The organism is Paracidobacterium acidisoli (assembly GCF_003428625.2).
Taxonomy (GTDB): domain Bacteria; phylum Acidobacteriota; class Terriglobia; order Terriglobales; family Acidobacteriaceae; genus Paracidobacterium; species Paracidobacterium acidisoli.
The window spans coordinates 41,445-64,663 of sequence record NZ_QVQT02000001.1; the positions used below are offsets into that span (position 1 = coordinate 41,445).

The following is a 23,219-nucleotide window of genomic DNA, read 5'->3' on the forward strand; positions in this document are numbered from 1 at the left end:
TGGAAGGACTGCACCGTAACAAGTTATTGATTCCGACCCGTTTGGCGCCGAGGTTATTATCGCATCCGGGCACGGCTGCATGACCGCGCAACCACGGATTTTCAATGAGACTGTGCCATTTCAGGAACGACGGAATGCGGGCGTTCCGCTCTGTCTGCCATGGCGAAATGCTATAGGATGAAGGTTCGAACGCCGTCTTATGCCTCGCCAGACCACTTATTCTCTCGAACAGGCTCCGAAGAAGAGCAAACCGCGCGATCCCGTTGCCGGCGGGGAGCGCGATGCCGCGGTGAATCGTTCGGCCGGGCATAATTACTTCCTCCTCGAAAAATATGAAGCGGGCATCGCACTGCGGGGCACTGAGGTGAAATCGATTCGCGAGGGCAAAGCCAACCTCAAGGACTCCTACGGTTTAATCAAAGACGGGGAGGCGTTCCTGCTTAATGCCCATATCGGGCCCTATTCCCACGGCAATACTCTGAATCACGAGTCTTTGCGAACCAGGAAGCTGCTTTTGCACGAGGAAGAAATTCGCAAGCTCTGGGGAAAGACGCAGCAGAAGGGCCTGACGCTCATCCCGACGCGAATTTATTTCCGCAACGGCCGGGTGAAGTGCGAGCTGGCGGTAGCTAAAGGCAAGCAGGACTGGGACAAGCGCGAGACCGAGCGCCGCCGCGAGGCCGACCGCGAGGCGCGCGCCGCCATCGCCCGAAGCCGGAAGGCCTGATCTCGATCTGCATTTCCCAGAAAACGTACAACTTTGTTGTACACTTTTTGCATGCCGGACAAAGTTACCGTCACAGCCGCCTGGGCAAAAGCTCATCTTCCGGAGCTTCTGAACGAAGTCGAGAAGGGGGAAACCATCGTGATCTCGCGCTATAAAAAGCCGGTCGCGGTGATCTCACCGGTGGAAGAGCCAAAGAAGCCGCGGCCAAAGTTCGGCACCGGAAAGGGCAAGGTGAAGCTCATCGACCCTCATGCCTTTGATCCCATGACGGATGAGGAAGTGGACGCCCTGCTCGAAGGCCGTTATTGATGCAGCGCGTGCTGCTGGATACGCAGGTTCTGTTTCTGACTTACATGGGCAGGATCGATGCCATTCCAGGAAAAACGCTCAGAATACTCGAAGACCCGGATACGATCCGGCTCATCAGCTCGGTTTCAGTGATGGAGATCGCAGTGAAGCATGCGACCGGCAAGGTCGATATGAATGAGGATCGAGTACAGGAAGCGATCCGCGACCTGCGATTGCGTGCCCTGCCCTTTGATCTTCGCCATGCCATCAGATTTTTTTCTCTTCCGCTGCATCACCGCGACCCCTTTGACCGGGCAATTCTGGCGACGGCGCTGGCCGAGGACCTGCCGGTCATCAGCGGAGACCGGATATTTCGCCAGTATGAAAGCGTGCGTGTGATCTGGTAGATGGCATGTTTCATCCAAAGCAGACGTTGTAAGCTGACAGGGATGAATACCGAACTCCTTTTTACCTCCTCTTCCTCCGTGGAAACCGAGCTGCTGGCGGTCTTCGCGGCCGACACCGCGTCCGGCAAAGACGCGAAGCCGGAGATTCGGCTGCTGACCGGCGATGTTGCCATCTCCGCCGCGGCGCAGAGCGTTCTGGCCGGCGGTGAGTTCCGGGCCGAGGCGAATGAGACGCTGCTGCTGCATGCTCCCGCGGGGCTGAAGGCGAAGCGGCTGCTGCTGGTGGGGCTGGGAAAGGTAGCGAAACTGAGCCCGCAGGAGGCGCGTAAAGGCGCCGGAACGGCGGTGCGCTTCGTAAAGCCGCGCGGTATTCGTGAGCTGGCCATCGCTGCGCCGGAGTCGGATAAGCTGCCGTCGCAGTGGACGCTGCGCGCGCTGACGGAAGGCATCACGCTGGCCGACGTGGACACGGATACTTACCGCTCCGATCGCAAAGACCGCGGCGTGCAGACGGTGAAAGTGATTGCGCCGGAGGGCTTTGACCGTGCGGCTTCCGAATCCGGCTTCAGCGAAGGGCTGATTCTCGGCGGGGCGCAGAACTTTACGCGTTCGCTGGTGAACGAGCCCGGCAACCGCCTGACGCCGACGATTCTGGGCCGGCGCGCCGCCGCGATGTGCGGCGAGCAGGGGCTGAAGTGCGAGGTCTACAGCACGGAAAAGCTGATCGAGCTGAAGATGGGAGCTTTCCAGGCAGTAGCTCAGGGCTCGGATGAGCCGCCGGCGCTGATCGTGATGACCTGGGAGCCGGCGGGTGGTGCGGCGAAGGATGGTCCGGTACTGGGACTGGTGGGCAAAGGCATTACCTTCGATACCGGCGGCATCTCCATCAAGCCGGCCGACAGCATGGAGAAGATGAAGTACGACATGGCCGGCGCGGCGGCGATGATCGGCGCCATGCAGGCGATTGCGCAGCTCAGACCGGCAGTGAAGGTGATCGGCGTGGTCTGCTCGGCGGAGAATATGCCGTCAGGCAAGGCATACAAGCCGGGCGATGTGGAGATCGCCATGTCGGGCAAGTCGATCGAGGTGATCAACACCGATGCCGAAGGGCGGATGGTACTGGCCGATGGCCTGGCCTATGCAAAGCAGCTGGGCGCGACGCATCTGATTGACGCAGCGACGCTGACCGGCGCCTGCGTGGTGGCGCTGGGGATGATCAATGCGGGCGTCTTTTCGAACGACGACGCGACCTACGAAAAATTTGCCGAGGGGCTGAAGGTCTCCGGCGAGCGGTTCTGGCGGCTTCCGGTAGAGGACGAGTATCGCGAGCTGATCCGGTCGCAGATTGCCGATATCAAAAACACCGGCGGACGCTGGGGCGGCGCGATCACGGCAGCGATGTTTCTGAAGGAGTTTGCCGAAGATACGCCCTGGATACATCTGGATATTGCCGGAGTGGCCTGGCAGGATGAGGCAAAGCCCTGGCTGGCGTCTGGACCGACCGGCATTGCCGTGCGCAGCATTGTGGAGTGGGTGCGGCAGTACAGCCATTAGCCGTTCCCGGCCAGTGATGAGACGAGGGGCGAGAGCAACGGCCTCTGCGGCAGTCTGCTCCGAAAAAGCGGAAAGGCGCGTCCCGCCGGGGAAGCGCCTTTTGCTTTTGGCATCAGCAAACAAGCCGCTGATGCGGAACATTGAAAACAGACACGGGTTGAGGGGGAAAGTTGCTACGAGGCCTCGCGAAGCTGGCCCGGAGGACTGAGGAACTCGATCATGGCGCCGCAGAAAGCAGGAATGTCATCCGGCTTGCGGCTGGTGATGAACTGGCCGTCGACCGCTACTGCTTTGTCGACCCAGTGGGCTCCTGCATTTTTCAGATCGGTCTGGACAGAGGGCCATGAGGTCATCGTTTTGCCGCGCACGACGCCCGCCTCGATGAGCGTCCATGGACCGTGACAGATGGCGGCCACCGGTTTGCCGGACTGTGCGAAGCGCTTCACGAAGTCGACGGCTTTTCGGTCCATGCGAAGGTGGTCCGGATTCATGACGCCGCCGGGCAGAACGAGCATGTCGTAATCTTCCGCGCCGGCCTGATCGAGTGTTTTGTCCACTTTGACGGTGTCGCCCCAGTCGGTGGACTTCCAGCCTTTGATCTTCCCTTCTTTGGGAGAGATGACGTGAGTCGTGGTTCCTGCGTGTTCGAGCGCTTTCTTTGGCTCGGTGAGCTCTACCTGTTCAAATCCATCGGTTGCAAGAATGGCGATCTTTTTTCCTTTGAGATTTTCCTTCATGCAGGCTCCTTGTTTACTGCTCAACTCGGATACGTCGAGCCTGTTTAGTAAGAAGAGCCGAATGCGAATGGCGTTGCCAGCGAGGTTTTTTTGAGCGGAGGTGCCGCTTCCGAACGGATGTCCGGCACCGTCGTACACTGAAGCAAAGGATTTGCCGCGCACAGAGATAAGCGGCGGCACCTGAGGAGAACGAAGTGGCACAACTGATGAGAACGTCGAACCCGGCGCTGAACGAGAAGGTGTTTCGCGGGTTGCCTGGCTCCACATACGGCTCGATGGGCGAGACGATGACGCTGCAGGGCACGGTGAACAAGACGGGCATTCTGCTGCTGTGCGCCATGGCCACGGCGGCGTGGACGTGGCACCTGTTCATGCAGTCGCATTCGGCTGCCGTTGTGGTGCCGATGCTGTGGATCGGCACGATCGGCGGTCTGGTCTTCGCGCTGGTGACGACGTTCAAAAAAGAGTGGTCGCCGGTTACGGCTCCGATTTATGCGCTGCTGGAAGGACTGGCGCTGGGCGGCATCTCAGCGGTCTTCGAGGTGCGCTTTCCAGGGATCGCGATTGAGGCGGTGAGCCTGACCTTCGGCACGATGCTGGTGCTGCTGATGGCGTACAAGTCGGGCATGATCCGCGTGACGCAGAAGTTTCGCCTCGGCGTGATCGCGGCCACGGGCGCCATTATGCTGTTCTACGTTCTGGAAATGGTGCTGAGCTTCTTCCACATCCAGTTCGCCACGATCAACGGCTCGGGGCCGATCGGAATCGGCATCAGCCTGGTGATCGTCGGCATCGCCGCGCTGAACCTGGTGCTGGACTTCGACTTTATCGAGACGGGCGCGCGCATGGGCGCTCCGAAGTACATGGAGTGGTACGGCGCCTTCGGCCTGATGGTCACGCTGGTGTGGCTGTATCTCGAGCTGCTGCGCCTGCTGTCGAAGTTCAAAAGCAGAGACTAGGCGTGCTGGCCGCACGGGCGGACGCGGCTTCGCCGCAAAAGCACTTATAACGATGAAAGGGTCCACACCGCTTGTGGGCCCTTCCCCTTTTGTCTGCGGTTTTTTTACATCGCTTCCGGAGCGTCGATGCCGAGCCAGGAGAGCGAGCGGATCAGCTCGCGCTGGGTGACGGCGGCAGTGGCCAACAGCAGCTTCTTCCGCGCCGGGTCTTCCTCGGTAAGGATATGGTGGCGGCGGTAGAAGTTGCTGAAGTCCTGCGCAAGCTGGAAGGCGTGTTTCGCCAGATACGCGGGCTCGGCGGTCTGGATGCACTGGTCGAGCAGCAGCGTGGTCTTCGCGGCGCGCAGCCAGACTTCCCAGATGCCTTCGCTTCCCTCCCCTGAGAGATACGGCGCGGCATCGATGGAGGCGGCATCGGCCAGAGCCTCATCGGGCGTGATGCCGGCCTTGCGGAAGATGCTGCGGGTGCGGACGACCGCGTACTGGAGGTAGGGTCCGGTCTCGCCCTCGAAGCTGAGCGCGTCTTTGAAGTCGAAGGCGATCACTGTGTTGCGCGTGTACCTGAGCATGAAGTAGCGCAGAGCTCCCACGGCGATGGCTTTGGCGATGGCTTCGCGCTCCGCTGTGGCCAGCTCGGGATGGCGGCTGTCGACTTCGGACCGGGTGGCGGCGATGAGCTTGTCGATGAGATCGTCGGCCTTGACGCCGAAGCCTTTGCGGCCGGAGACCTCGATATACGGGCGGGCGCGGTCTTCTTCAGAGACTTCGTAGCCGAGTTCGAGGGCGCAGCGCGGGGTGAGCGCGACCATCTCGTAGGAGAAGTGCGTATAGTGCGCGGCCTGATCGGTATAGCCGAGTCCGCGAAGGGCTTCGATGACGTTGGCCTGCGGATCGGACTGGCGTGAGTCGATGACGTTGTAGATGGCCTGAGCGCCGCCGAAGTGGGGATGGCCGGGCTCGCCGGTTGCAGCGGAGATCCAGCAGGTGTGGTTCGGATAATCGAAGAAGCGGCGGTAGGCGAAGTCGCGGCCGAGGAGGCCAAACTTCCAGAGATGGTAGGCGATGTCTTTGCCGACGTAGGTGACGGTGCCGTTGGAGCGGACGATGACCTTCGCGTCTTCGTCGGGGCCGTCTGACGCGTCGCTGCTCTCGGCATTTTCCTCGCGGAGCGGTTCGCCCGTACGGTCAGTACCGCTGTTGCGGACAGCGCCGGGGCGCGTCATGACCCAGCAGCCCTTGTTTTTGCCTTCGGTCTCGAAGTAGAGGACGCCCTTGTCTTTCAGCTGCTCGAAGGCCATGTCCCAAAAGTGCAGATGAAGAATCTCGCTCTCGCGTGGCAGCAGATCGTACTCGATGCCGAGCCGCAACATGGTTTCAACATGGCGGCGCAGCACCGCTGTCGAGATGATCTCGGCTATCTCTGCTGTTTCGTTGCCGCCATGCTCGATGGCGTGCAGCGTGTCGAGGCGGAGTTTGCGGCGCGCCTCTTTCTGCGCGGGATCGGCTTCGTACCACTGCGAGGTCTTCGCGTAGAGGTCCCAGCAGTAGTAGTCGATGCGCCGGCCTTCGGCAGCGAGGCGCTGCATCAGGGCTTCGATGCTGCTGAGGGTGAGGCCTTCGAGATGCATGAGACCGACGACGACATCGGCAACCTGAACGCCGGTGTTGTCGATGTAGTTCTGCACGTCGACCTTCTGCCCGGCGGCGCGCAGCAGGCGGACGAAGGTGTCTCCCAGGATGGCGTTGCGTAGATGGCCGACGTGCGCAGCTTTGTTGGGGTTGATGCTGGTGTGCTCGACGAGCGAGTGGATGGGCTGCTCAGGCGCGGGGACTTCGCCTCCGGCAGCGACGGTGTGCGCGGCCAGCCCACGGTCGAGGCGGGCATTGATATAGCCGGCGCCGGCGACCTCGAAGGCGATAAACCCCTCGACGGAACCGAGCGCGGCGACGATCTCTTCGGCAATTTTGCGCGGAGCTTTGCGCAGTTTGCGGGCCAGCTCGAAGGCCAGAGGCAACGCATACTCGCCGAAGGCAACCTCGGGCGGCTGCTCGATCACAATCTTTTCAGGTTCGATCTGATACTGGCTGCGCAGCACGGCGCGCAGACGCTCTTCGAGCTTTTTCTGTAGTTCTGAATACACGCGGGAATCACCGTAAAATATATGGAAAAGCTGATTTTAGCAGGCGCGCATGGCGCAGGTTTCTGTTGTGGCCGCCTGGCTGGTGCGGCTATCATCAATCATCCGGAAGGGGCGAGCCGATGGGCACCACTCTGATTTCTCTCGACTACTATCTCCACGAAACCTGGAGCCCGGATCGCGAGTTTGTGGATGGCGAGGTAGTGGAATGGAGCTGGGCTGAGAGGAATTATGTCACATGGCAGGTTGCTTTCATGGTCTGGCTCAGCAAGTGGCGGCAGAGCGCAAATATCCGCGTTTTTCCCGCGCTGCGGATGCGGACCCGATCGGCCCGCTTCCGCATTCCTGACGTGATGGCCACTGACCGTGATGCCCCGGAGGAACAGATCATCACGCATGCGCCGCTGCTGTGCGTGGAGATTCTTTCTCCCGAAGACAGGATCGGCAGGATGGAAGACAAGATCGAGGAGTACTTCCAGATGGGCGTGCGCGCGGTGTGGGTGATCGATCCGCGGACGCAGACCGGCTATCAGTGTGAAGGGCCACATTTTCAGGAGTGGAAGGCCGCCGCAATTCTGACCATTCCCGGCACGCCGGTGCAGATCGAGATGAGCGCGCTGATCGCAGACCTCGACTGAAGTAATTGATACATCCCGTAAAAAGGCCCGGGGCTGAAGTCCCCCTTCACCTTCCGATTCATACTCCCTCATGCTGAAGGCCGGGGCTTCTGCCCGCAAACCAGGTTTCTTCCGCCTGTTAAAATCGAAAACAGAAACTGAGCGGATTCAACGCGTTCCTTCCATCTCATGTCTGACAAGTTTTATCTCACCACGCCGATTTATTACGTCAATGCGCGTCCGCATATCGGGACCACGTACACCACGATCGTGGCCGACGCCATTGCGCGGCGCAAACGCTCGATGGGCGTGGACACATATTTTCTGACCGGCACGGACGAGCATGGACAGAAGATCGAGCGCTCGGCGCAGAAGGCCGGATGCTCGCCGCAGGAGTTCACCGATCAGGTCGCGGCGCAGTTCCGGGCACTGTGGGACCGGATGGGGCTGACCTATGACGACTTCATCCGCACGACGGAGCCTCGTCACACGCGTGCCGTGCAGAAGTTCTTCACGCTGCTGAAAGAGCGCGGCTTCATCTACAGGGACACCTATACCGGCCAGTACTGCGTCTCGGACGAGGCATTTGTGGATGTGCCACCGGGCGCGCCGTGTCCGGAGTGCGGGCGCATCACCGAGACGGTGAGCGAGGAGAATTATTTCTTCAAGCTGTCGGCCTTCGAGCGCACTCTGCTCTCGTTCTATGAGGAGCATCCGGAGTTCATTCAGCCGGAGCGGCGGCGCAACGAAGTCATCTCCTTCGTGAAGAGCGGACTGAAGGATCTGTCGATCAGCCGGTCGAGCTTTAAGTGGGGCATCCCCGTTCCGGGCGATGAAAAGCACGTGATCTACGTGTGGATGGATGCGCTGGTGAATTACATCTCGGCGCTCGGCTGGGGCAGCGACGACGATACGAAGTTTCAGAAGTTCTGGCCGGCCGATCTGCACATTGTGGGCAAGGAGATCACGCGCTTCCACTGTGTCTACTGGCCTGCATTTCTGATGGCGGCCGGACTGGCGCTGCCGAAGACCATCGTCGGGCATGGATGGCTGCTCTTTGAAGAGGGCAAGATGTCGAAGTCGCGCGGCAATATTGTGCGCGCGGAGACGATTCTCGATGTGCTCGGAGCCGACGCGCTGCGCTATTTTCTGCTGCGCGAGATCGTCTTCGGGCAGGACGGCAACTTCTCCTTCGATGCGCTGGTAAAGCGGTACAACGCCGATCTGGCCAACGGCTACGGCAACCTGGTGAGCCGCACGCTGGCGATGATTCAGCGCTACTTCGACGGAGTGGTGCCGGAGGCGATCACCGGGCAGGCCGATTCGATTGCGACGGAGGCGCCGCAGGCGATCGCGGCCTTCGCGAAGCACTTCGAAGCGCTGGACTTTGCGCGGGCGCTTGAAACCGCCTGGGCGCTGGTTGGGGCTGTCGATGGATATCTGACGGCGAGCGCGCCGTGGAAGCAGCCCGAAGGCATCTCAGAAGAGGAACAAAAGGCCTTTCGTGGAACGGTACTTTACACGGCGGCGGAGGCCATCCGTGTGATTACGGCACTGGTCTATCCGGTGATTCCCGACGCGGCGGCGAAAGTGTGGGCGCAGCTTGGTCTGGGCGATGTTCGCACGGCGGATTTGAAAAACATTCAGTGGGGCGGTCTGCAGCCGGGAACGAAACTCGGTGAGCTGGGACCGGTCTTTCCCCGCGCAGAAAAGGATGCGGTGGCACGTATGCAGGAGATGGAACAGAAGAACAACGTACCGGCAGAAGTGAAGCCGGCAGAAGAAGAGACACAGCCCGTGGCCGGAGCTCCGGCCGTGCCTTCCGCTCCGGTGACGGGCAAAGTGGTCAATCCCACGCAGGAGCATATCTCGCGGCTGCATTCGATGATCGACGGGCTTGCCGTAGCGATGGCCGAATCGACCAGCGAAGGCGCAGCGGTGGCGGCGCTCGAAAATGCGATTCGGGATACGTTCGGAGGTGCGCCAAAGAGAGCTCCCTTGACTGCGCCGGCGACGCCCGCGCCTGCCGGAGCTGTACCCCCCGTAGCGTCGGTCCCTGCTGCGGAGGGCAGGATCACCATCGACGACTTCGCAAAGGTCGAGCTGCGTGTGGCGCAGGTGAAGGTGGCCGAGCGCGTGCCGAAGGCGGATAAGCTGCTGCGCCTCGAAGTGGATCTGGGCTATGAGCAGCGCCAGATTCTGGCCGGGATTGCAGAGGCGTACACGCCGGAGTCGCTGATCGGACGCAAGGTGGTGATCGTCGCCAACCTCGCCCCGCGAAAGCTGCGCGGGTACGAGTCGAACGGCATGGTGGTCGCCGCCTCGGTCGAAGGTGGCAAGGCTGTGCTGGCCGGGTTCCTCGAAGATATCGAGATCGGGGCAAGACTGAAGTAGGAAGTAGGACTGGCCGTCCGGGCAAGGTCTTCGCGTGATCACTCCCGCTGGTCGTGGAACCAGGATTCTCTCGCTGCGCGAGGACAGAAGATGGCGGCTCCAACCCTCGCATAGTCAGGGGCTAAAGCCCGGACGAACGTTCAGCACTCGCGGCACGACTGAAGTCGTGCCCTGATACAAAGCGGTCTTTGCGGCAGACTGGATTTTCTTTCCTCCGATGATCGATTCGCATGCACATCTCGACAGCGACCGCTACAACGAGGATCGCGATGCCCTGCTTGCCCGCGCGTATGAGGCCGGTGTGCAGGCGGTGCTGTCGATCGGCATCGGCGAAGGGCCGGAGACGATGCACCTGGCTCTCGATCTGGCGCGGCAATACGCCGGCAGGCCCGGGATGCCCTGCCTGTATGCGAGCGCCGGCATTCATCCCAATGAGGCGCATCGCGCCGACGAGACGGCATACGCCAGGCTGGATGAGCTGCTGGCCGCGCCAGAGGTGATCGCCTGCGGGGAGATCGGCATCGATTATTACTACGCAGAGCCTGCGCCGGAAACGCAGAAGACAGTGTTTTCGCAGCAGATGGAGATTGCCGCGGCGCACAAAAAGCCGATCGTCATTCACTGCCGGCAAAAGGAAGGCAACATGCAGGCCTGGGACGATACTTTGCTGATGCTCGAAGGCGAATGGCGCAGAACCGGCCTCGGCGGCATTCTGCACTGCTTCAGCGGCTCGGTGGAGCATGCGCGGCAGGCGATGGAGATGGACTTTCTGATCTCATTTGCCGGGAATATCACCTTTCCGAAGGCGCAGCCGCTGCGCGATGTGGCTGCGGTGCTGCCGCTGGAGCGGATGCTGATCGAGACCGATGCGCCGTTTCTGGCTCCGGTGCCCAACCGCGGCAAAAGGAATGAGCCGGCCTGGGTAAAAGAGGTTGCGGTGAAGGTGGGCGAGGTAAAGGGCGTTGCTCCGGAAGAGGTGGATTTGCGCACCACGGAAAATTTTTATTCCCTTTTCGGCATCCCGAAAGGCTCCTGAAAGTTCACAGAAGCGCGATGCGGGCGGCGGAAGCGGATAATCTAGAGAGAGGGCGTTCTTATGGCAGGCGACAGTTCCTTTGATATTGTCAGCAAAGTGGATGTGCAGGAGGCGCGGAACGCGATCGATCAGGCGCTGAAGGAGGTTCATGCGCGCTTCGACCTCAAGGATTCGAAGTCGGAGATCAAGCTCGAAGGCGACAAGGAGATCCAGCTCGCGTCGGCCGATGAGTACAAGCTGAAGGCGGTGACTGAAATCCTGCAGCAGAAGCTGGTGAAGCGGGGCATCTCACTCAAAGCGCTGACCTACGGGAAGATCGAGCCGGCATCGGGATCAAGCGTGCGGCAGAAGATCGAGCTGCAGCAGGGTATCCCGAGCGAGAAGGCGAAGGAGATTGTCCGCCTCATCAAGGACTCGAAGAAGAAGGCGCAGGGATCGATCCAGGGGGATACGGTTCGTGTTTCGAGCAAGGATCGCGATACTCTACAGGAGATCATCGCGCTGCTGAAGAAGCAGGAGCTCGGGATCGACATGCAGTTCACGAATTACCGGTCGAATTGAACGAAGAGGCGGGGGCAGTCGGACGAGAGTGAGCACACTGGCAATAGCATCGGCGAAGGAAGTCTTCGATCTGCTGCACGACGACCTTGAGGCCATCGAGCGGGAGTTCGGGGCCGACGCCGTCTCTTCTGTCGAGGCCATCACAGAGATCTCCTGCTATCTGCGCCAGGGCGGCGGCAAACGCATTCGCCCGCTGCTGCTGCTGCTTTCGGCGCGCAGTCTGGGATTCAGCGGACACGACATGGTCCGGCTGGGCGCGGTGGTCGAGATGGTGCACACGGCCACGCTGGTGCACGACGATATTATCGACGCGGCGGACACGCGGCGCGGACGGCCCTCGGCCAATACCACCTGGGGCAACAGCAAATGCGTGCTGGCCGGCGACTGGCTTTATATGCAGGCCTTTCGCGTGGCGCTGGAGGCGCGCAACTTCCGCATTCTCGATCTGCTGATCGGCCTGACCCAGCAGATGGTCGAGGGCGAGCTGCTGCAGATGGAGCGGCTGGGACGGGCCATCTCGGCCGACGAGTACAACGATCTGATCTATCGCAAGACGGCATGCCTGTTTGAGGTCTCGATGCGCATCGGCGCGGTGCTGGCGGGCGCGAGCGAGGACCGCGAGCAGGCGATGGGTGAGTATGGCCGCAACCTCGGGATGGCGTTCCAGATTGTCGATGACGTGCTCGACCTCACGGCTTCAGAGGAAGTACTGGGCAAGCCGGTGGCCAGCGATCTGCGCGAAGGCAAAGCCACGCTGGCGGTGATTCACGCGCTCGAAAACGGCAGCACCGCAGCGGAGCGCGCCGCCATCCACACTGTCCTCACCGATCAGGACTTCAGCCGCGTGACCCATGACGAAATTCTGGCGATTCTGCGGCGCAACCACTCCGTCGAGTTTGCAATGAACGAGGCCTTTGCCTGTGCCGATGCGGCGCGGTCGGCCATCGCCGACCTGCCTGACTCCGATTACAAGCGGGCGTTGCTGTGGGTGCCCGATTTTGTGGTGGCACGCGAGAAGTAAGCGGACCCCGTCCGAAAACATCATCGAGATCGCCACAGACGTGAAGCTCTGCGATGTATACCGGCTCCCGGATGGACAGGGTTGTAGTGCATATCCCGGAGTACTCCTGATGCTGCGGGTGCTGTGCTATTCTCATCCGTCCGGAAGCGCATGACCGCTCAGAATCCACTTCGAAATGCTCCCATCCGCGTACTGGTCGCCAAGCCAGGTCTCGATGGCCATGACCGCGGCGCAAAGGTGATCGCCCGCGCGCTGCGCGATGCCGGCATGGAAGTGATCTATACGGGGCTGCGGCAGACGCCGGAGAGGATTGTAAGCGCGGCGATTCAGGAAGATGTGGACTGCGTGGGGCTGAGCATCCTGTCGGGCGCGCACAACACCATCGTTCCGCGCATTACGGCCATGCTGAAGGAACAGGGCGCCGAAGATATCCTGGTGGTGCTGGGAGGAACGATTCCGGTACAGGACGCGGAGTTTCTGCGCTCACACGGCGTGGCGGCGATCTTTGGGCCGGGCACACCGCTCGAAACAACGATCCGGTTCATCCGCGAGCATGTAAGGCCGCGCGGAGTGAGACTGTGAGTGACACAGCCATTAGCCATTAGCCATTAGCCGCAGACGGCATGGCTTCCGGGAAGATGCAGAGCCTTTCCAGGCTCTGCATCCCGTCTTACTGGCGGATAAAGCCGTTGGACCAGTTGGTGTGAGGCACTGCTGATTTCCCGCCCTCGGTGCCGAGGCTGTGGCGGGCATTCCTGTCCTGAATCGGCTGAATACCGCTTTCGAGAGACGCGGTCGGCGATCCGGGAACCAGAGGAATACGAACGGAGTCCTGCGCATTGGGCTGGCGCGGCGCCGGAACGGTGGTGACGTCGGAGATAAGCAGGTGCGGCGAATGCAGCTTGATGGTCCGGCCAGTCTCGCATCCAGTCATCACCAAAACAGCCAGCGCCAGCAACGAACCCGACAGAACGACCGAACGACCTTTCATCTCTCCTCCGAAGACCTATCCAATGCTGCCCACCACTATACGTTCGTAAACGCGAATTAGGGAATAGCCGGCCAGGAAACAGGGGTGGCAGAGTGGTAACCGAAGCGCGGCGCTGTTGCCTGTGGTCAGGGGCGTTCGCTCGCAGAAGAGCAGATTTCCCGCGCCTCCGCGGGCTTTTCTCCATTGGCGATTCCCTGCTCCATCGCCGCACGCAGCGCGGCGAGATATTTTTCCGGCAGCGGGCGCTTCCTCATCTCCCGGTCGACGACGACGTGAACGGTTTCCGCTTCGGCCAGCAGACGCGGCTCTCCGCCACCGGCGGCGCAGAACAGGCGATAACCGAATTTGACGACCGAGCCGCGCAGGCCGGAGATGCGAGTCTCAATCACGATCTGATCGTCATACCGTGCCGGAGACTTATAGCGGCAGGTCGCTTCGGCAACGGGCAGATGGCAGTCATCGTCGATCTCCATCTGTTTGTAGTCGAAGCCGAGGCTGCGGAGGAGCTCGACACGCCCGATCTCGCACCAGACGAAATAGTTGGCGTGATAGACGACGCCCATCTGATCGGTTTCGGCATAGCGGACGCGGAGCGTGACGGTGGAAACAGACATGGCTTCGAGTCTAAATCGGAGTATGAATTTCAGAGAGAATGGATGGGAGATGGCAAACGCACTCCGTCAGCATCGCATCGTGATCGTCTCCGGGCCGCCGGGAGCGGGCAAGACCACGGTGGGGCGGCCGCTGGCCGAGGCGCTGGGCTTTGCGCTGCTGAGCAAAGACGACATCAAGGAAGCGCTGTTTGCGGCGATGCACGATCCGGCACGCGAGGCGGCGGACGATCTCGATTTCTCGCGGCGATTGAGCGTGGCAGCGATGGAGACGCTGCTGGCGCTGGCTCCCCACTGCCCCGATGTGGTGCTCGAAGCGAATTTCCGCCCGCGCAGCGAGCAGGAGCGCGGCAGGCTGGCGGCGCTGCCGGGCCGAATCGTCGAGGTGTATTGCCGGCTGCCGCTCGAAGAAGCGGTCAGGCGCTTTGCGGAACGCGCCGAGCGGGAGAGGCATCATCCCGCGCATGCGCTGAAGACGATGCCTCTGGAACGCATGGCCGAGTACGACGCACCGGTCGGGCTGGGAAAGGTGATCGAAGTGGATACGAGCCGGGCGCTGGATGTGGAGGCTCTTGTGGAGCGGGTGCGGGAGGCTCTGAAAGAGCAGACAGCACTTTAAAGCCATCAGCCGCCGGAGCGTTTATCTCTGAGGCGCGCAGCAACTGTAATGAGATCGTTGAAGACTCCGGCTTCAAAGAGAGTCTCTGCTCCGGTCTGTCTGCGCAAACCCGGAAGCAGCTTTCGGAGCGCCTCATAATTCTCCATCATTTGCGGCACATCCGGCTGGTTCCTTCTGCGCACAAACGCGTTTCGCAATTCGCGCATAACCCCCTGCACCTGGCCGTCATGAATATTGCAATCCGTTCCGTTGAGATCACTGATGGACTTCTGTGCGCGGCGATTTGCTGTCTCAAAAACGAACCATGTGTGCTGCCCGGGATTGAGCTTTGCCCATCCCAGGGCCAGGCCGAGCTCGAATGGCATGTTAAAGCGAGGCGTCGGTGGAGGGACCCTGTCCAGCTGCACACGTGAAAGATCGTGGATGGAGTAACGACAGGTCTGAATTAACTCGAAGATCCTGTCCAGCCTCGCCGTGCCGCCGGGAATGGCGAGCGTAGCCTTTGGAGTGAGGCTAAGCTCGGTTAAACCCACGATATAGGCGAGATAAAGACGCTCAAATCGTCTGTCGTAAGGGATATTCAGGAAAACCGAGTCGGGTTCAACGCGCGGCTTTGGCACCTTTTGGCGTCTTGCTCTCTGAAGAGGTCTTTCCATGCACCAGCCCTGGCGTTGCGGGATGAGCGGCCGACATACGCTTCTTTCCAGTTCGGCTCTGCAAACGGCCACTGGTCAACGATTCGTCCACAAGGCGGAAGAGTGCCTTCTGACGCTTTCTGCTGACACCAAGCCGTTTCGCCACCTGCTCGGCGGAGAGAATCGGAGTCGTGATTTCAACCGACTGGCTCATACCTGAAATTATAGATGCGCGGCGGCTCTTTCCCGTGATTCCGTTTTGAACGGGATGGGGGGCCTGTCCTTATGCTGTCATCCCTCTCATGCATTTAAAATAAGAATCTCATCTGAATTCCATTTCGCCTGCCGGTTTGCGGGCGGGCAAAGGCGTGTTCCAACAGAATGCAACGCTGGTCGAAGCTCTTCATTCCCACTCTGCGCGAGGCCCCGGCGGATGCCGAAGTGGCCAGTCATAAATTTCTCGTCCGCTCCGGCTATATCCGCCAGCTGGGCGCAGGCATTTACTCGTATCTGTTTCTCGGAAACCGCTCGATTCAGAAGATTACCGGCATCGTGCGCGAGGAGATGGATACCATCGGGCAGGAGTTTCTGCTGCCGACGATCCATCCCGCCGATATCTGGCAGGAAAGCGGCCGCTGGACGACGATGGGACAGAACATGTTCCGGCTGAAGGACCGCAAGGGCGCGGACCTGTGTCTGGGCATGACGCATGAAGAGGTGATGACCGATCTGGCGCGGCATGAGCTGCGCAGCTACCGGCAGCTGCCGCAGATCTGGTATCAGATTCAGACGAAGTTCCGCGATGAGCCGCGCCCCAAAGGCGGTCTGCTGCGGGTGCGGCAGTTCATCATGAAGGACAGCTACAGCTTCGACATCGACGCCGCAGGACTGGATAAGAGCTTCGATCTGCACGATGCCGTTTACCGGAAGATCTTCACGCGCTGCGGTCTGCAGTTTGTCTCTGTCGAAGCCGACTCCGGCGCTATGGGCGGCACGCAGTCGCAGGAGTTCATGGTCTACACCGATGCCGGTGAGGATCTGATCGCAAGCTGTGCGAAGTGCGGCTATGCGGCGAACCTCGAAAAGGCGGTTTCGCAACTTGCTCCGGTCACGGAGATGGAGCCGACAGGCGACGGCACGCCGGAGCTGGTACACACGCCGGGCATGGCGGCGATTGTGGACGTGACGAAGTTCTTCGGGATCGAAGCCAGCTCGGACATCAAGTGCGTGGCTTATATGGCTGAGGTGCGCACCCTTGAGGGGAAGAAATCCAAATCCACCTGGGAGCCGGTTGCCGTATTTCTGCGCGGCGACCACTTCGTGAACGAGACCAAACTGCTCGGGCTGCTGGGAGCGGCCGAGCTGCGCACGATGAACGGCGACGAGCTGGAGGCATGGTTCCACGGACCGGCGGGTTATCTGGGACCGGTGGGACTCGACCCGGCAAAGGCCCTGCACGATGGAAAACTCAATGTCGTTCTGGACCGGGGTCTTGAAAATCGGAAAAATCTGGTCGGCGGAGCGAACAAACTCGACTATCACTTCCGTAATGTCACACCAGGAAGGGATTTCACCTGGACGGTGGCTGCCGATGTTCGCAATGTCGTCGAGGGCGAAGGCTGCCCGCAGTGCGATGAGCCGTTGAAGGTGGCCAAAGCGGTCGAAGTCGGACACATCTTCAAGCTCGGGTACCGCTATACGGAGAAGATGGGCGCGAAGGTGCTGGACCCGAACGGCAAGGAAGTGATGCCGATCATGGGCAGCTACGGCATCGGCATCGAGCGCATTCTGACGGCGGCGATCGAGCAGAACAATGACGCGAACGGCTTCTGGCTGCCGCGCTCGATTGCGCCGTTCGATGTGGTGGTGACGGTGACCAACATGGCCGACAGCTCGCTGCGGGAGACAGGAGAACGCATCGCCGCCGATCTGGAAGCGGCAGGGCTCGATGTGCTGCTCGACGACCGCGAGGAGCGCGCCGGGGTCAAGTTCAAGGATGCCGATCTGATCGGTGTTCCCTTCCGCGTCAACGTCGGCAAAAAAGCCGCCGAAGGCAAGGTGGAAGTCGTGACGCGCGCAACGGCATCGAGCATCGACACGCCGATCTCCGAGGTGGCGGCGCTGCTGAAACAGGTTCCCCGGTAAAGCACGGGAAAATGCTGGCAAAAAAGAGGTTCCGACGCGAGGAGCGGATTCTGCATCCGATCGTCTGACGGACAGGATTCGCTCCCGCACCCGTTCCTCTCCCCTGGCGAGTAGCATGGAAGGTGGAAGTTCAGCTTGGCAGTAAAGATTAAAGTAGCCCGGCCGGCAACGGTCACAAATAAAAAGCTCCTGCTGGGAGCGGGGATCGTTCTCGCAGCAGGGTTTGCGATCTGCCTCGTCATCTTCGGCTTCTACTGGTTCAAATACAAATCCATCGTCGATGCGCGTCTGCAGCATCCGCTGTTCGAGGATACGGCGAAGATCTACGCCGCGCCGCGCGAGGTGCGCCCCGGTCAGAAGCTGACGTCGCCGGAAGTCGCCGCGGAGCTGCGCGATGCGGGCTATTCGGTAGACGGCGAAGGCAAAGCCTCGGCGATGGGGACCTACTCGGACGGCCCCGATGCGGTGGTGATTCACCCCGGCCCGCAGTCGTATCACTCCCAGGACGGCGCGACCATCACGTTTTCTTCCGGCGTGGTCAGCCAGATCAAGGGCGACAACGGGCAGCAGCTTGCCGCCTATGAGCTGGAGCCGCTGCTGGTCACCGGCCTCTCCGGCGAAAACCGCAGCAAGCGCCGTCTGGTGACCTACGACGAGCTGCCGAAGTATCTGGTGCCCGCGGTGACCTCGATCGAGGACCGGCGCTATTTTGATCACGGCGGCGTGGATTATGTGCGCCTGATGGGCGCCTTCTTCAACGATCTGCGGCGGCACCGGTACAGCCAGGGCGGATCGACCCTGACCATGCAGCTGGCCAAGGACTTCTTCCTGTCTCCGGAGAAGAAGTTCAAGCGCAAGCTGATCCAGATTGTCATCGCCTTCCAGCTTGAGCACCGCTTTAACAAAAAGCAAATCTTTCAGATGTATGCCAACGAGATCAATCTCGGGCAGCGGGGCAGTTTTTCAATCGACGGATTCGGCGAGGCGTCCCAGGCATATTTCGGCAAGGATGTGCGCCAGCTCGATCTGCCGGAGTGCGCGTTGCTGGCGGGAATGATTCAAAGCCCGAACCGGCTCAATCCCTACCGGCATCCGCAGCGCGCGCTGGAGCGCCGCAACCTGGTGCTCGATTCGATGGTCGAAACCGGCGCGATCACCAAAGAACAGGGGGAGGCGGCCAAGGCCAGCCCGCTGCATGTGGTTCCCGGCGCTGTGGACGCGGGCGAAGCGCCCTACTTTGTCGATCTGGTGCGGGAGCAGCTTGCGCAGAAGCTGGGCGATGCGGACTACAACCGCGAGGGCCTGCGCATTTATACCTCTCTTGACCCGCAGCTCGAGGAAGCTGCGACCGAGGCCATTACCGCGGGCATGAAGGGCGTGGACGAGCTGGTGATTGCCCGCCATGAACGGCTGGCGCGGGCCGCCGCCAAACGCGGAGAGACCATCCCTCCCGTCACGTATCCTCAGGTGGCGCTGGTGGCGCTCAATCCGCATACCGGACAGGTGCTGGCGCTGGTGGGCGGACGCAATTACGGCAACAGCCAGTTCAACCATGCGGTATCGCATCGTCCGACCGGATCGATCTTCAAGCCCTTCGTTTATGCCGCGGCCTTCAACACGGCTCTGGCGGGAACTCCGCTGACCAACTCCGACGGCGCCAGCGCGATCTTTACTCCGGTCACGCTGCTGAACGACGAGCAGACGACCTTCACCTTCAATAACCAAGAGTACACGCCGCGCGACTTCGACAACAAGTACTATGGCGAGATCACGGCCCGCGAGGCGCTGATGCGCTCGCTGAACAATGCGACCATCTCGCTCGCGCAGATGGTCGGGTTCAACAACGTCGCTGCCCTGGCGCGTGACGCCGGCATCGTCTCCGCCCGCGGCACACCGGCCATGGCAATCGGCGCATACGACGCCACGCCGCTCGAGATGGCTGGCGCGTATACGGTCTTCGCGAATGAAGGCGTGAAGATCGAACCCTGGATGCTGGCCTCGGTGCGCAGCCCGAACGGCGATGTGGTCGCCGACTATTCCGCCACCGGCAAGCCGGTGCTGGACCCCCGCGCCTCCTACCTGACGCTGAGCCTGATGGAGAGCGTGATCAATCACGGCACCGGCTTTACGGTGCGCGCGATGGGCTTTACGGCTCCGGCAGCGGGCAAGACCGGGACCTCGCACGATGCATGGTTTGCGGGCTTTACCAGCAACCTGATCTGCGTGGTCTGGGTGGGCAACGACGACTATACGGACATCAAGATCGAGGGATCGAAGGCGGCGGCGCCGATCTGGGCCGAGTTCATGAAGCGTGCGGTTGCCCTGCCGCAGTACTCCGATACGAAGGATTTCATTCCTCCGCCGGGCGTAATCGAGGTGAACCTCGACAAGCAGACCAATCTGCTGGCCGACGGCGCATGCCCGCAGGACTATGAGGCGGCGTTTCTGGACGGCACGCAGCCGACGGACACCTGCGACCACTCAACCGGCGATCAGCGCAACCTCTTCCAGAAGATCTTCGGGATCGGACAGAAGCCGGTGGGCCCGGCTCCGGTGCAGCAACAGGCAGGACAGCCTCAGCCTGCCGTGCCGGCTGCACCGGTTACGAACAATCCCACCCAGGCGCAGAACAATGGCCTGCAGCAGCCTCAGCCGCCCGCGAAGAAGAAGCGCGGCTTCTGGTCCAAACTGTTCGGCAAACACGACAACGGCGACAATAACGACAATCAGCAGCAGCAACAGCCGCCGCAGAACTAAACTCCGGAGCTGAGATCCGGATAAGGCTGACGAAGGCGCGGGCTTATCTGCGGGCGCCCGCAGCGGCTCGTCCGATCAGGCCGAGATGGGATATCCGTCTCAGGCCGGGAGGCAGAAGCTCTATGCCAGCGCCAGGGCGCGAATCTCTTCGCGGCGGACGGTCAGCCGATCGACGAGGTCGGCGCGAACCTCGAAGCCGCGGCCGGGTGAATCCGGCACCTGAATCTGTCCCGCAGGAGAAACCTCGACCTCGGGCTCGATGATGTCCTCAGACCAGTAGCGCTTCGAAGCGGAGACATCGCCGGGCAGGGTGAAGTTTTCAAGCGACGAGAGCGCAATGTTGTGGGCGCGCCCGATTCCGGTCTCAAGCATGCCGCCGCACCAGACGGGAATGCCCCGCTCCTGCGCGGCATTGTGCACGGCGATCGCTTCGCTGAAGCCGCCGACGCGGCCGCACTTGATATTGATGATCCGGCAGGATTCCATCTCGATGGCGGCAAGGGCGTCACGGCGGTTGCGGATCGACTCATCGAGGCAGATGGCGGTGGCAATCTGCTTCTGCAGCATGGAGTGGAAGTAGAAATCGTCGGCCCAGAGCGGTTGCTCGATCATCAGCAGGTCGAAGTTATCGAAGGATGCGATGTGATCGACGTCTTTCAGACGGTAGGAAGAATTGGCGTCGCAGCTCAGACGGATATCCGGCCAGCGGGTGCGGACGGCCTCGAAGACCTGCACATCCCAGCCGGGTTTGCACTTCAGCTTGATGCGCTGGTATCCGGCGGCGATCTCCCGCTCCACCTGGGCGAGCTGCTTTTCAAGAGAGGGCTGAATGCCGATGGAGACGCCGCAGTCGATGACTTCGCGCGTGCCGCCAAGCAGCTCAGCCAGCGAGACACCCTTCATCTGCGCCTCGAGGTCCCACACCGCGTTTTCAAGGGCCGCTTTGGCCATGCGATGGCCGCGCACCGGACGGAAGATCTCAGGACATTTGCCGCCGTGCTCCGGGTCGGCGGCGGCCAGGGCCGGAGCCAGCTCCTGCTGCGCCATCAGCCAGGCCGTATCCACCGTCTCTTCGGAGAAATACGGATGCTCGCCGGCAACGCATTCGCCCCAGCCGCTGAGGCCTTCGGCGCGGATCTCGACGAGAAGGATGCGGCGCTCGGTGGTACGTCCAAAACTGGTTTCAAAAGGCTGAACGAGGGGGAGACGGATCTCGCGGAGAAAAATCGAATCAATTCTCATAAATAATCAGTGCTCAGTTGCCTGTAGTCGGTGGAGGATACGGAGCCAGCTCAAAGAAACCGTTTCCGTTCTGGTCGGTACGGAAGCCAACGACAGAGAGTCCACGTGCGAAAGCATGCAAAAAGCGCTCACGGTTTTCCGTCTGCACGGCAAGCGCGCGGGGCAGGCCGGTCTCCGATGTTTTCCACTCGCTCACTTCTTTCGGGACCACGATTGTCTCCTGAACTGGCGGCGGCGTGTATGGGATTCCGTGGAGGACAGCATTGACCCGGTCCGAATTCATCCACCATTCGGCGTGAAGGCGGTCGGTCGGTAATCCTCCCTGCAGACGTGATGAGGATACACCATAAAAATTCGATGTATAAGAACGAACAACGACTCCGAGCCTGTGGATATTGAGGAAGGAATTTTTGATCTCGAGCGGATCGAAGGTCCATTCCATCAGGGAAATTCCCCTCCCAAGCGCCTCATCTCGCTGAGCCAGCTTCAGTTTACGGCCAATCCCGCCGTTCCGATACTCCGGAGTGACGGCCAGCATGTGGGAATGGAGATACGGCAGCGTTTTTCCGCCCGGGACCGATTTTATTCCCGGCAGGGACATGGCAAAGCCGATCAGATTGGCGGCTCGAACGCTTTCCACCACAGCCGGGCGTCCGGCAGCGAAGGCGCCAATCACCTGTCCGCCAATATGCTGCGCGACGATGAAGGCGCGGCGCGGAATGACATCGCCATCGGAATAACCCCAGGTCTCCATCTGCAGGCGGACGCAGCCTTCCAGCTCGTCAAAGCCCCGGCAGCTTCGGATCTCGATGCGCCCGTCCGTATCCGGCAGAGCTGTCTGCGTGCTCATCGAGTGGCTTCCTTCCCGGCCAGCTTCGCAGCACTCCACAGCTCTTCAAGCTCCTGCGGCGAAAGATCCTCGAGCGGACGCGGAGACGACGCTTCCATGGCAGCGAAGCGGCGGCGGAATTTGGCATTGGTGTCGCGGAGCACCATCTCCGGATCAATCTTCATGTGACGGGCGAGGTTCACCGCGGTAAACAGCAGATCTCCCAGCTCTTCCGAGATCGCTTCTGTGCGACCGTGCGGCAGCTCCTGTTCGAGCTCTGCCGTCTCTTCGCGCAGCTTGTCGATGAGGCCGCCGGCATCGGGCCAGTCAAAGCCGGCCTTCCCTGCCTTCGATCCGAGCTTCGAGGCTTCGTGCAGAGCGGGCATCGAGCGCGGGATGCCATCAAGCCGGCCTTCCGATGTGAAATGATCGGCCTTCTCAGACTTTTTAATCTCTTCCCAGTTACGGAGCACCTGCTTTGCGTCGATGCCGTCGGTCGCAAGGCCAGCGGCGGAGTTTCCGGCAGCCGCGGCAGCGGCGTCTCCAAAGACATGCGGGTGGCGGCGGATGAGCTTGCGGCTCAGGCCATTTACCACGTCGGCGATGGTGAAATGCCCGGCCTCGGCAGCCATCTCCGCATAAAAAAGGACCTGCAGCAGCAGGTCGCCGAGCTCTTCCTGCAGATCGGGCCAGCTCCGGCGCTCGATCGCATCGAAGACCTCGTACGTCTCTTCAAGCGTGTACTTTCGGATCGAGTCAAAGCTCTGCTCCCGGTCCCAGGGACAACCGCCGGGCGCACGCAGCCGCGCCATAATGGAGACGGCTTCCGCAAAGAGCTTTCCCGTGTCCTGACCGGAGGGCATAACTTTACTCTAACGTATGATCCGGAACGGAGACGGCGTATGCCGGACCGGGACAAAGAATCAAAAGGAGCAAGCTGACCCTGCTGAT

General features: G+C 61.0%; 23 protein-coding genes. 14 read left to right on the forward strand and 9 right to left on the reverse strand.

Annotated elements, in window-relative coordinates; translation table 11 throughout:
* Positions 1–199: 199 nt before the first annotated feature.
* Genes smpB through D0Y96_RS00200 form a run of 4 tightly spaced genes read left to right on the forward strand, consistent with a single transcriptional unit; the run spans position 200 to position 2,976 of the window.
* Entirely contained in the window at positions 200–727 is a 528-nt protein-coding gene (gene smpB / locus D0Y96_RS00185; RefSeq protein WP_117297071.1) for an SsrA-binding protein SmpB, read from the forward strand.
* A 51-nt stretch (positions 728–778) separates the two neighbouring features.
* Complete coding sequence (locus D0Y96_RS00190; protein ID WP_117297073.1) at positions 779–1,036, forward strand: type II toxin-antitoxin system Phd/YefM family antitoxin; 258 nt, start codon at positions 779–781, stop codon at positions 1,034–1,036.
* On the forward strand, positions 1,036–1,422 hold the full coding sequence (locus D0Y96_RS00195; RefSeq protein WP_117297074.1) for a type II toxin-antitoxin system VapC family toxin: 387 nt from the start codon (positions 1,036–1,038) through the stop codon (positions 1,420–1,422). The genes D0Y96_RS00190 and D0Y96_RS00195 overlap by 1 nt, the downstream gene beginning before the upstream one ends.
* A 42-nt stretch (positions 1,423–1,464) precedes the next feature.
* Positions 1,465–2,976, forward strand: coding sequence for a leucyl aminopeptidase (locus tag D0Y96_RS00200; protein WP_117297076.1), 1,512 nt, complete (start codon positions 1,465–1,467; stop codon positions 2,974–2,976).
* A 173-nt stretch (positions 2,977–3,149) separates the two neighbouring features.
* Here the strand turns inward: D0Y96_RS00200 and D0Y96_RS00205 are convergent, their stop codons facing one another.
* Positions 3,150–3,713 carry a type 1 glutamine amidotransferase domain-containing protein gene (locus tag D0Y96_RS00205; RefSeq protein ID WP_117297078.1) on the reverse strand — a complete coding sequence of 188 codons (564 nt, stop codon included), beginning with the start codon at positions 3,711–3,713 and terminating at the stop codon, positions 3,150–3,152.
* Between the two features lie 194 nt (positions 3,714–3,907).
* Between D0Y96_RS00205 and D0Y96_RS00210 the strand changes: the two genes are divergently transcribed.
* Positions 3,908–4,672 carry a Bax inhibitor-1/YccA family protein gene (locus D0Y96_RS00210; RefSeq protein WP_350448931.1) on the forward strand — a complete coding sequence of 255 codons (765 nt, stop codon included), beginning with the start codon at positions 3,908–3,910 and terminating at the stop codon, positions 4,670–4,672.
* Positions 4,673–4,776: 104 nt separating this feature from the next.
* On the opposite strand, the gene D0Y96_RS00215 is transcribed toward D0Y96_RS00210, so the two are convergent.
* The gene (locus D0Y96_RS00215; RefSeq protein ID WP_117297082.1) at positions 4,777–6,813 is read right to left on the reverse strand and encodes an arginine--tRNA ligase; all 2,037 of its coding nucleotides are present in this window, start codon (positions 6,811–6,813) and stop codon (positions 4,777–4,779) included.
* Positions 6,814–6,932: 119 nt separating this feature from the next.
* Here D0Y96_RS00215 and D0Y96_RS00220 point away from each other — a divergent pair, with 119 nt between their 5' ends.
* The 6 genes from D0Y96_RS00220 (at position 6,933) to D0Y96_RS00245 (ending at position 13,021) form a co-directional block, all read left to right on the forward strand.
* Positions 6,933–7,448 carry a Uma2 family endonuclease gene (locus tag D0Y96_RS00220; protein ID WP_117297084.1) on the forward strand — a complete coding sequence of 172 codons (516 nt, stop codon included), beginning with the start codon at positions 6,933–6,935 and terminating at the stop codon, positions 7,446–7,448.
* Positions 7,449–7,616: 168 nt separating this feature from the next.
* On the forward strand, positions 7,617–9,821 hold the full coding sequence (metG, locus tag D0Y96_RS00225) for a methionine--tRNA ligase (protein ID WP_117297086.1): 2,205 nt from the start codon (positions 7,617–7,619) through the stop codon (positions 9,819–9,821).
* A gap of 217 nt (positions 9,822–10,038) precedes the next feature.
* Positions 10,039–10,857, forward strand: a complete 819-nt coding sequence (locus D0Y96_RS00230) for a TatD family hydrolase (RefSeq protein WP_117297088.1) — start codon at positions 10,039–10,041, stop codon at positions 10,855–10,857.
* Between the two features lie 60 nt (positions 10,858–10,917).
* Positions 10,918–11,418: a YajQ family cyclic di-GMP-binding protein gene (locus tag D0Y96_RS00235; protein ID WP_117297090.1), complete on the forward strand. Its 501-nt coding sequence runs from the start codon at positions 10,918–10,920 to the stop codon at positions 11,416–11,418.
* Between the two features lie 28 nt (positions 11,419–11,446).
* A complete protein-coding gene (locus D0Y96_RS00240) occupies positions 11,447–12,439 on the forward strand; it encodes a polyprenyl synthetase family protein (RefSeq protein WP_117297092.1) in 993 nt (330 codons plus the stop codon).
* Positions 12,440–12,589: 150 nt separating this feature from the next.
* Entirely contained in the window at positions 12,590–13,021 is a 432-nt protein-coding gene (locus D0Y96_RS00245; RefSeq protein ID WP_117297094.1) for a cobalamin B12-binding domain-containing protein, read from the forward strand.
* 88 nt (positions 13,022–13,109) lie between these two features.
* Here D0Y96_RS00245 and D0Y96_RS00250 read toward each other — a convergent pair whose 3' ends face one another.
* Together D0Y96_RS00250 and D0Y96_RS00255 are read right to left on the reverse strand one after the other, a co-directional pair.
* Positions 13,110–13,430: a hypothetical protein gene (locus D0Y96_RS00250; protein ID WP_117297096.1), complete on the reverse strand. Its 321-nt coding sequence runs from the start codon at positions 13,428–13,430 to the stop codon at positions 13,110–13,112.
* Positions 13,431–13,555: 125 nt separating this feature from the next.
* Positions 13,556–14,044 (reverse strand): acyl-CoA thioesterase, encoded by a 489-nt coding sequence (locus D0Y96_RS00255; protein WP_117297098.1) that lies wholly within the window; start codon positions 14,042–14,044, stop codon positions 13,556–13,558.
* 49 nt (positions 14,045–14,093) lie between these two features.
* On the opposite strand from D0Y96_RS00255, the gene D0Y96_RS00260 reads away from it, so the two are divergent.
* On the forward strand, positions 14,094–14,660 hold the full coding sequence (locus D0Y96_RS00260) for a P-loop nucleotide/nucleoside kinase family protein (RefSeq protein ID WP_117297970.1): 567 nt from the start codon (positions 14,094–14,096) through the stop codon (positions 14,658–14,660).
* A gap of 5 nt (positions 14,661–14,665) precedes the next feature.
* On the opposite strand, the gene D0Y96_RS00265 is transcribed toward D0Y96_RS00260, so the two are convergent.
* Positions 14,666–15,280, reverse strand: coding sequence for a hypothetical protein (locus tag D0Y96_RS00265; protein ID WP_147324872.1), 615 nt, complete (start codon positions 15,278–15,280; stop codon positions 14,666–14,668).
* The gene (locus tag D0Y96_RS00270) at positions 15,261–15,509 is read right to left on the reverse strand and encodes a hypothetical protein (RefSeq protein ID WP_117297102.1); all 249 of its coding nucleotides are present in this window, start codon (positions 15,507–15,509) and stop codon (positions 15,261–15,263) included. Before D0Y96_RS00270 ends, D0Y96_RS00265 begins: the two co-directional genes overlap by 20 nt.
* Positions 15,510–15,676: 167 nt before the next feature.
* On the opposite strand from D0Y96_RS00270, the gene D0Y96_RS00275 reads away from it, so the two are divergent.
* Both D0Y96_RS00275 and D0Y96_RS00280 read left to right on the forward strand, forming a co-directional pair.
* Complete coding sequence (locus tag D0Y96_RS00275; RefSeq protein ID WP_117297104.1) at positions 15,677–17,440, forward strand: proline--tRNA ligase; 1,764 nt, start codon at positions 15,677–15,679, stop codon at positions 17,438–17,440.
* Positions 17,441–17,575: 135 nt separating this feature from the next.
* Complete coding sequence (locus D0Y96_RS00280; protein WP_117297107.1) at positions 17,576–20,197, forward strand: PBP1A family penicillin-binding protein; 2,622 nt, start codon at positions 17,576–17,578, stop codon at positions 20,195–20,197.
* 120 nt (positions 20,198–20,317) lie between these two features.
* Here D0Y96_RS00280 and menC read toward each other — a convergent pair whose 3' ends face one another.
* The 3 genes from menC to mazG are packed head-to-tail and all read right to left on the reverse strand — an operon-like array spanning position 20,318 to position 23,131.
* A complete protein-coding gene (gene menC / locus D0Y96_RS00285; RefSeq protein ID WP_117297109.1) occupies positions 20,318–21,439 on the reverse strand; it encodes an o-succinylbenzoate synthase in 1,122 nt (373 codons plus the stop codon).
* Positions 21,440–21,452: 13 nt separating this feature from the next.
* On the reverse strand, positions 21,453–22,289 hold the full coding sequence (locus D0Y96_RS00290; RefSeq protein WP_117297111.1) for a GNAT family N-acetyltransferase: 837 nt from the start codon (positions 22,287–22,289) through the stop codon (positions 21,453–21,455).
* On the reverse strand, positions 22,286–23,131 hold the full coding sequence (mazG, locus tag D0Y96_RS00295; protein WP_117297113.1) for a nucleoside triphosphate pyrophosphohydrolase: 846 nt from the start codon (positions 23,129–23,131) through the stop codon (positions 22,286–22,288). Before mazG ends, D0Y96_RS00290 begins: the two co-directional genes overlap by 4 nt.
* Positions 23,132–23,219: the final 88 nt, after the last annotated feature.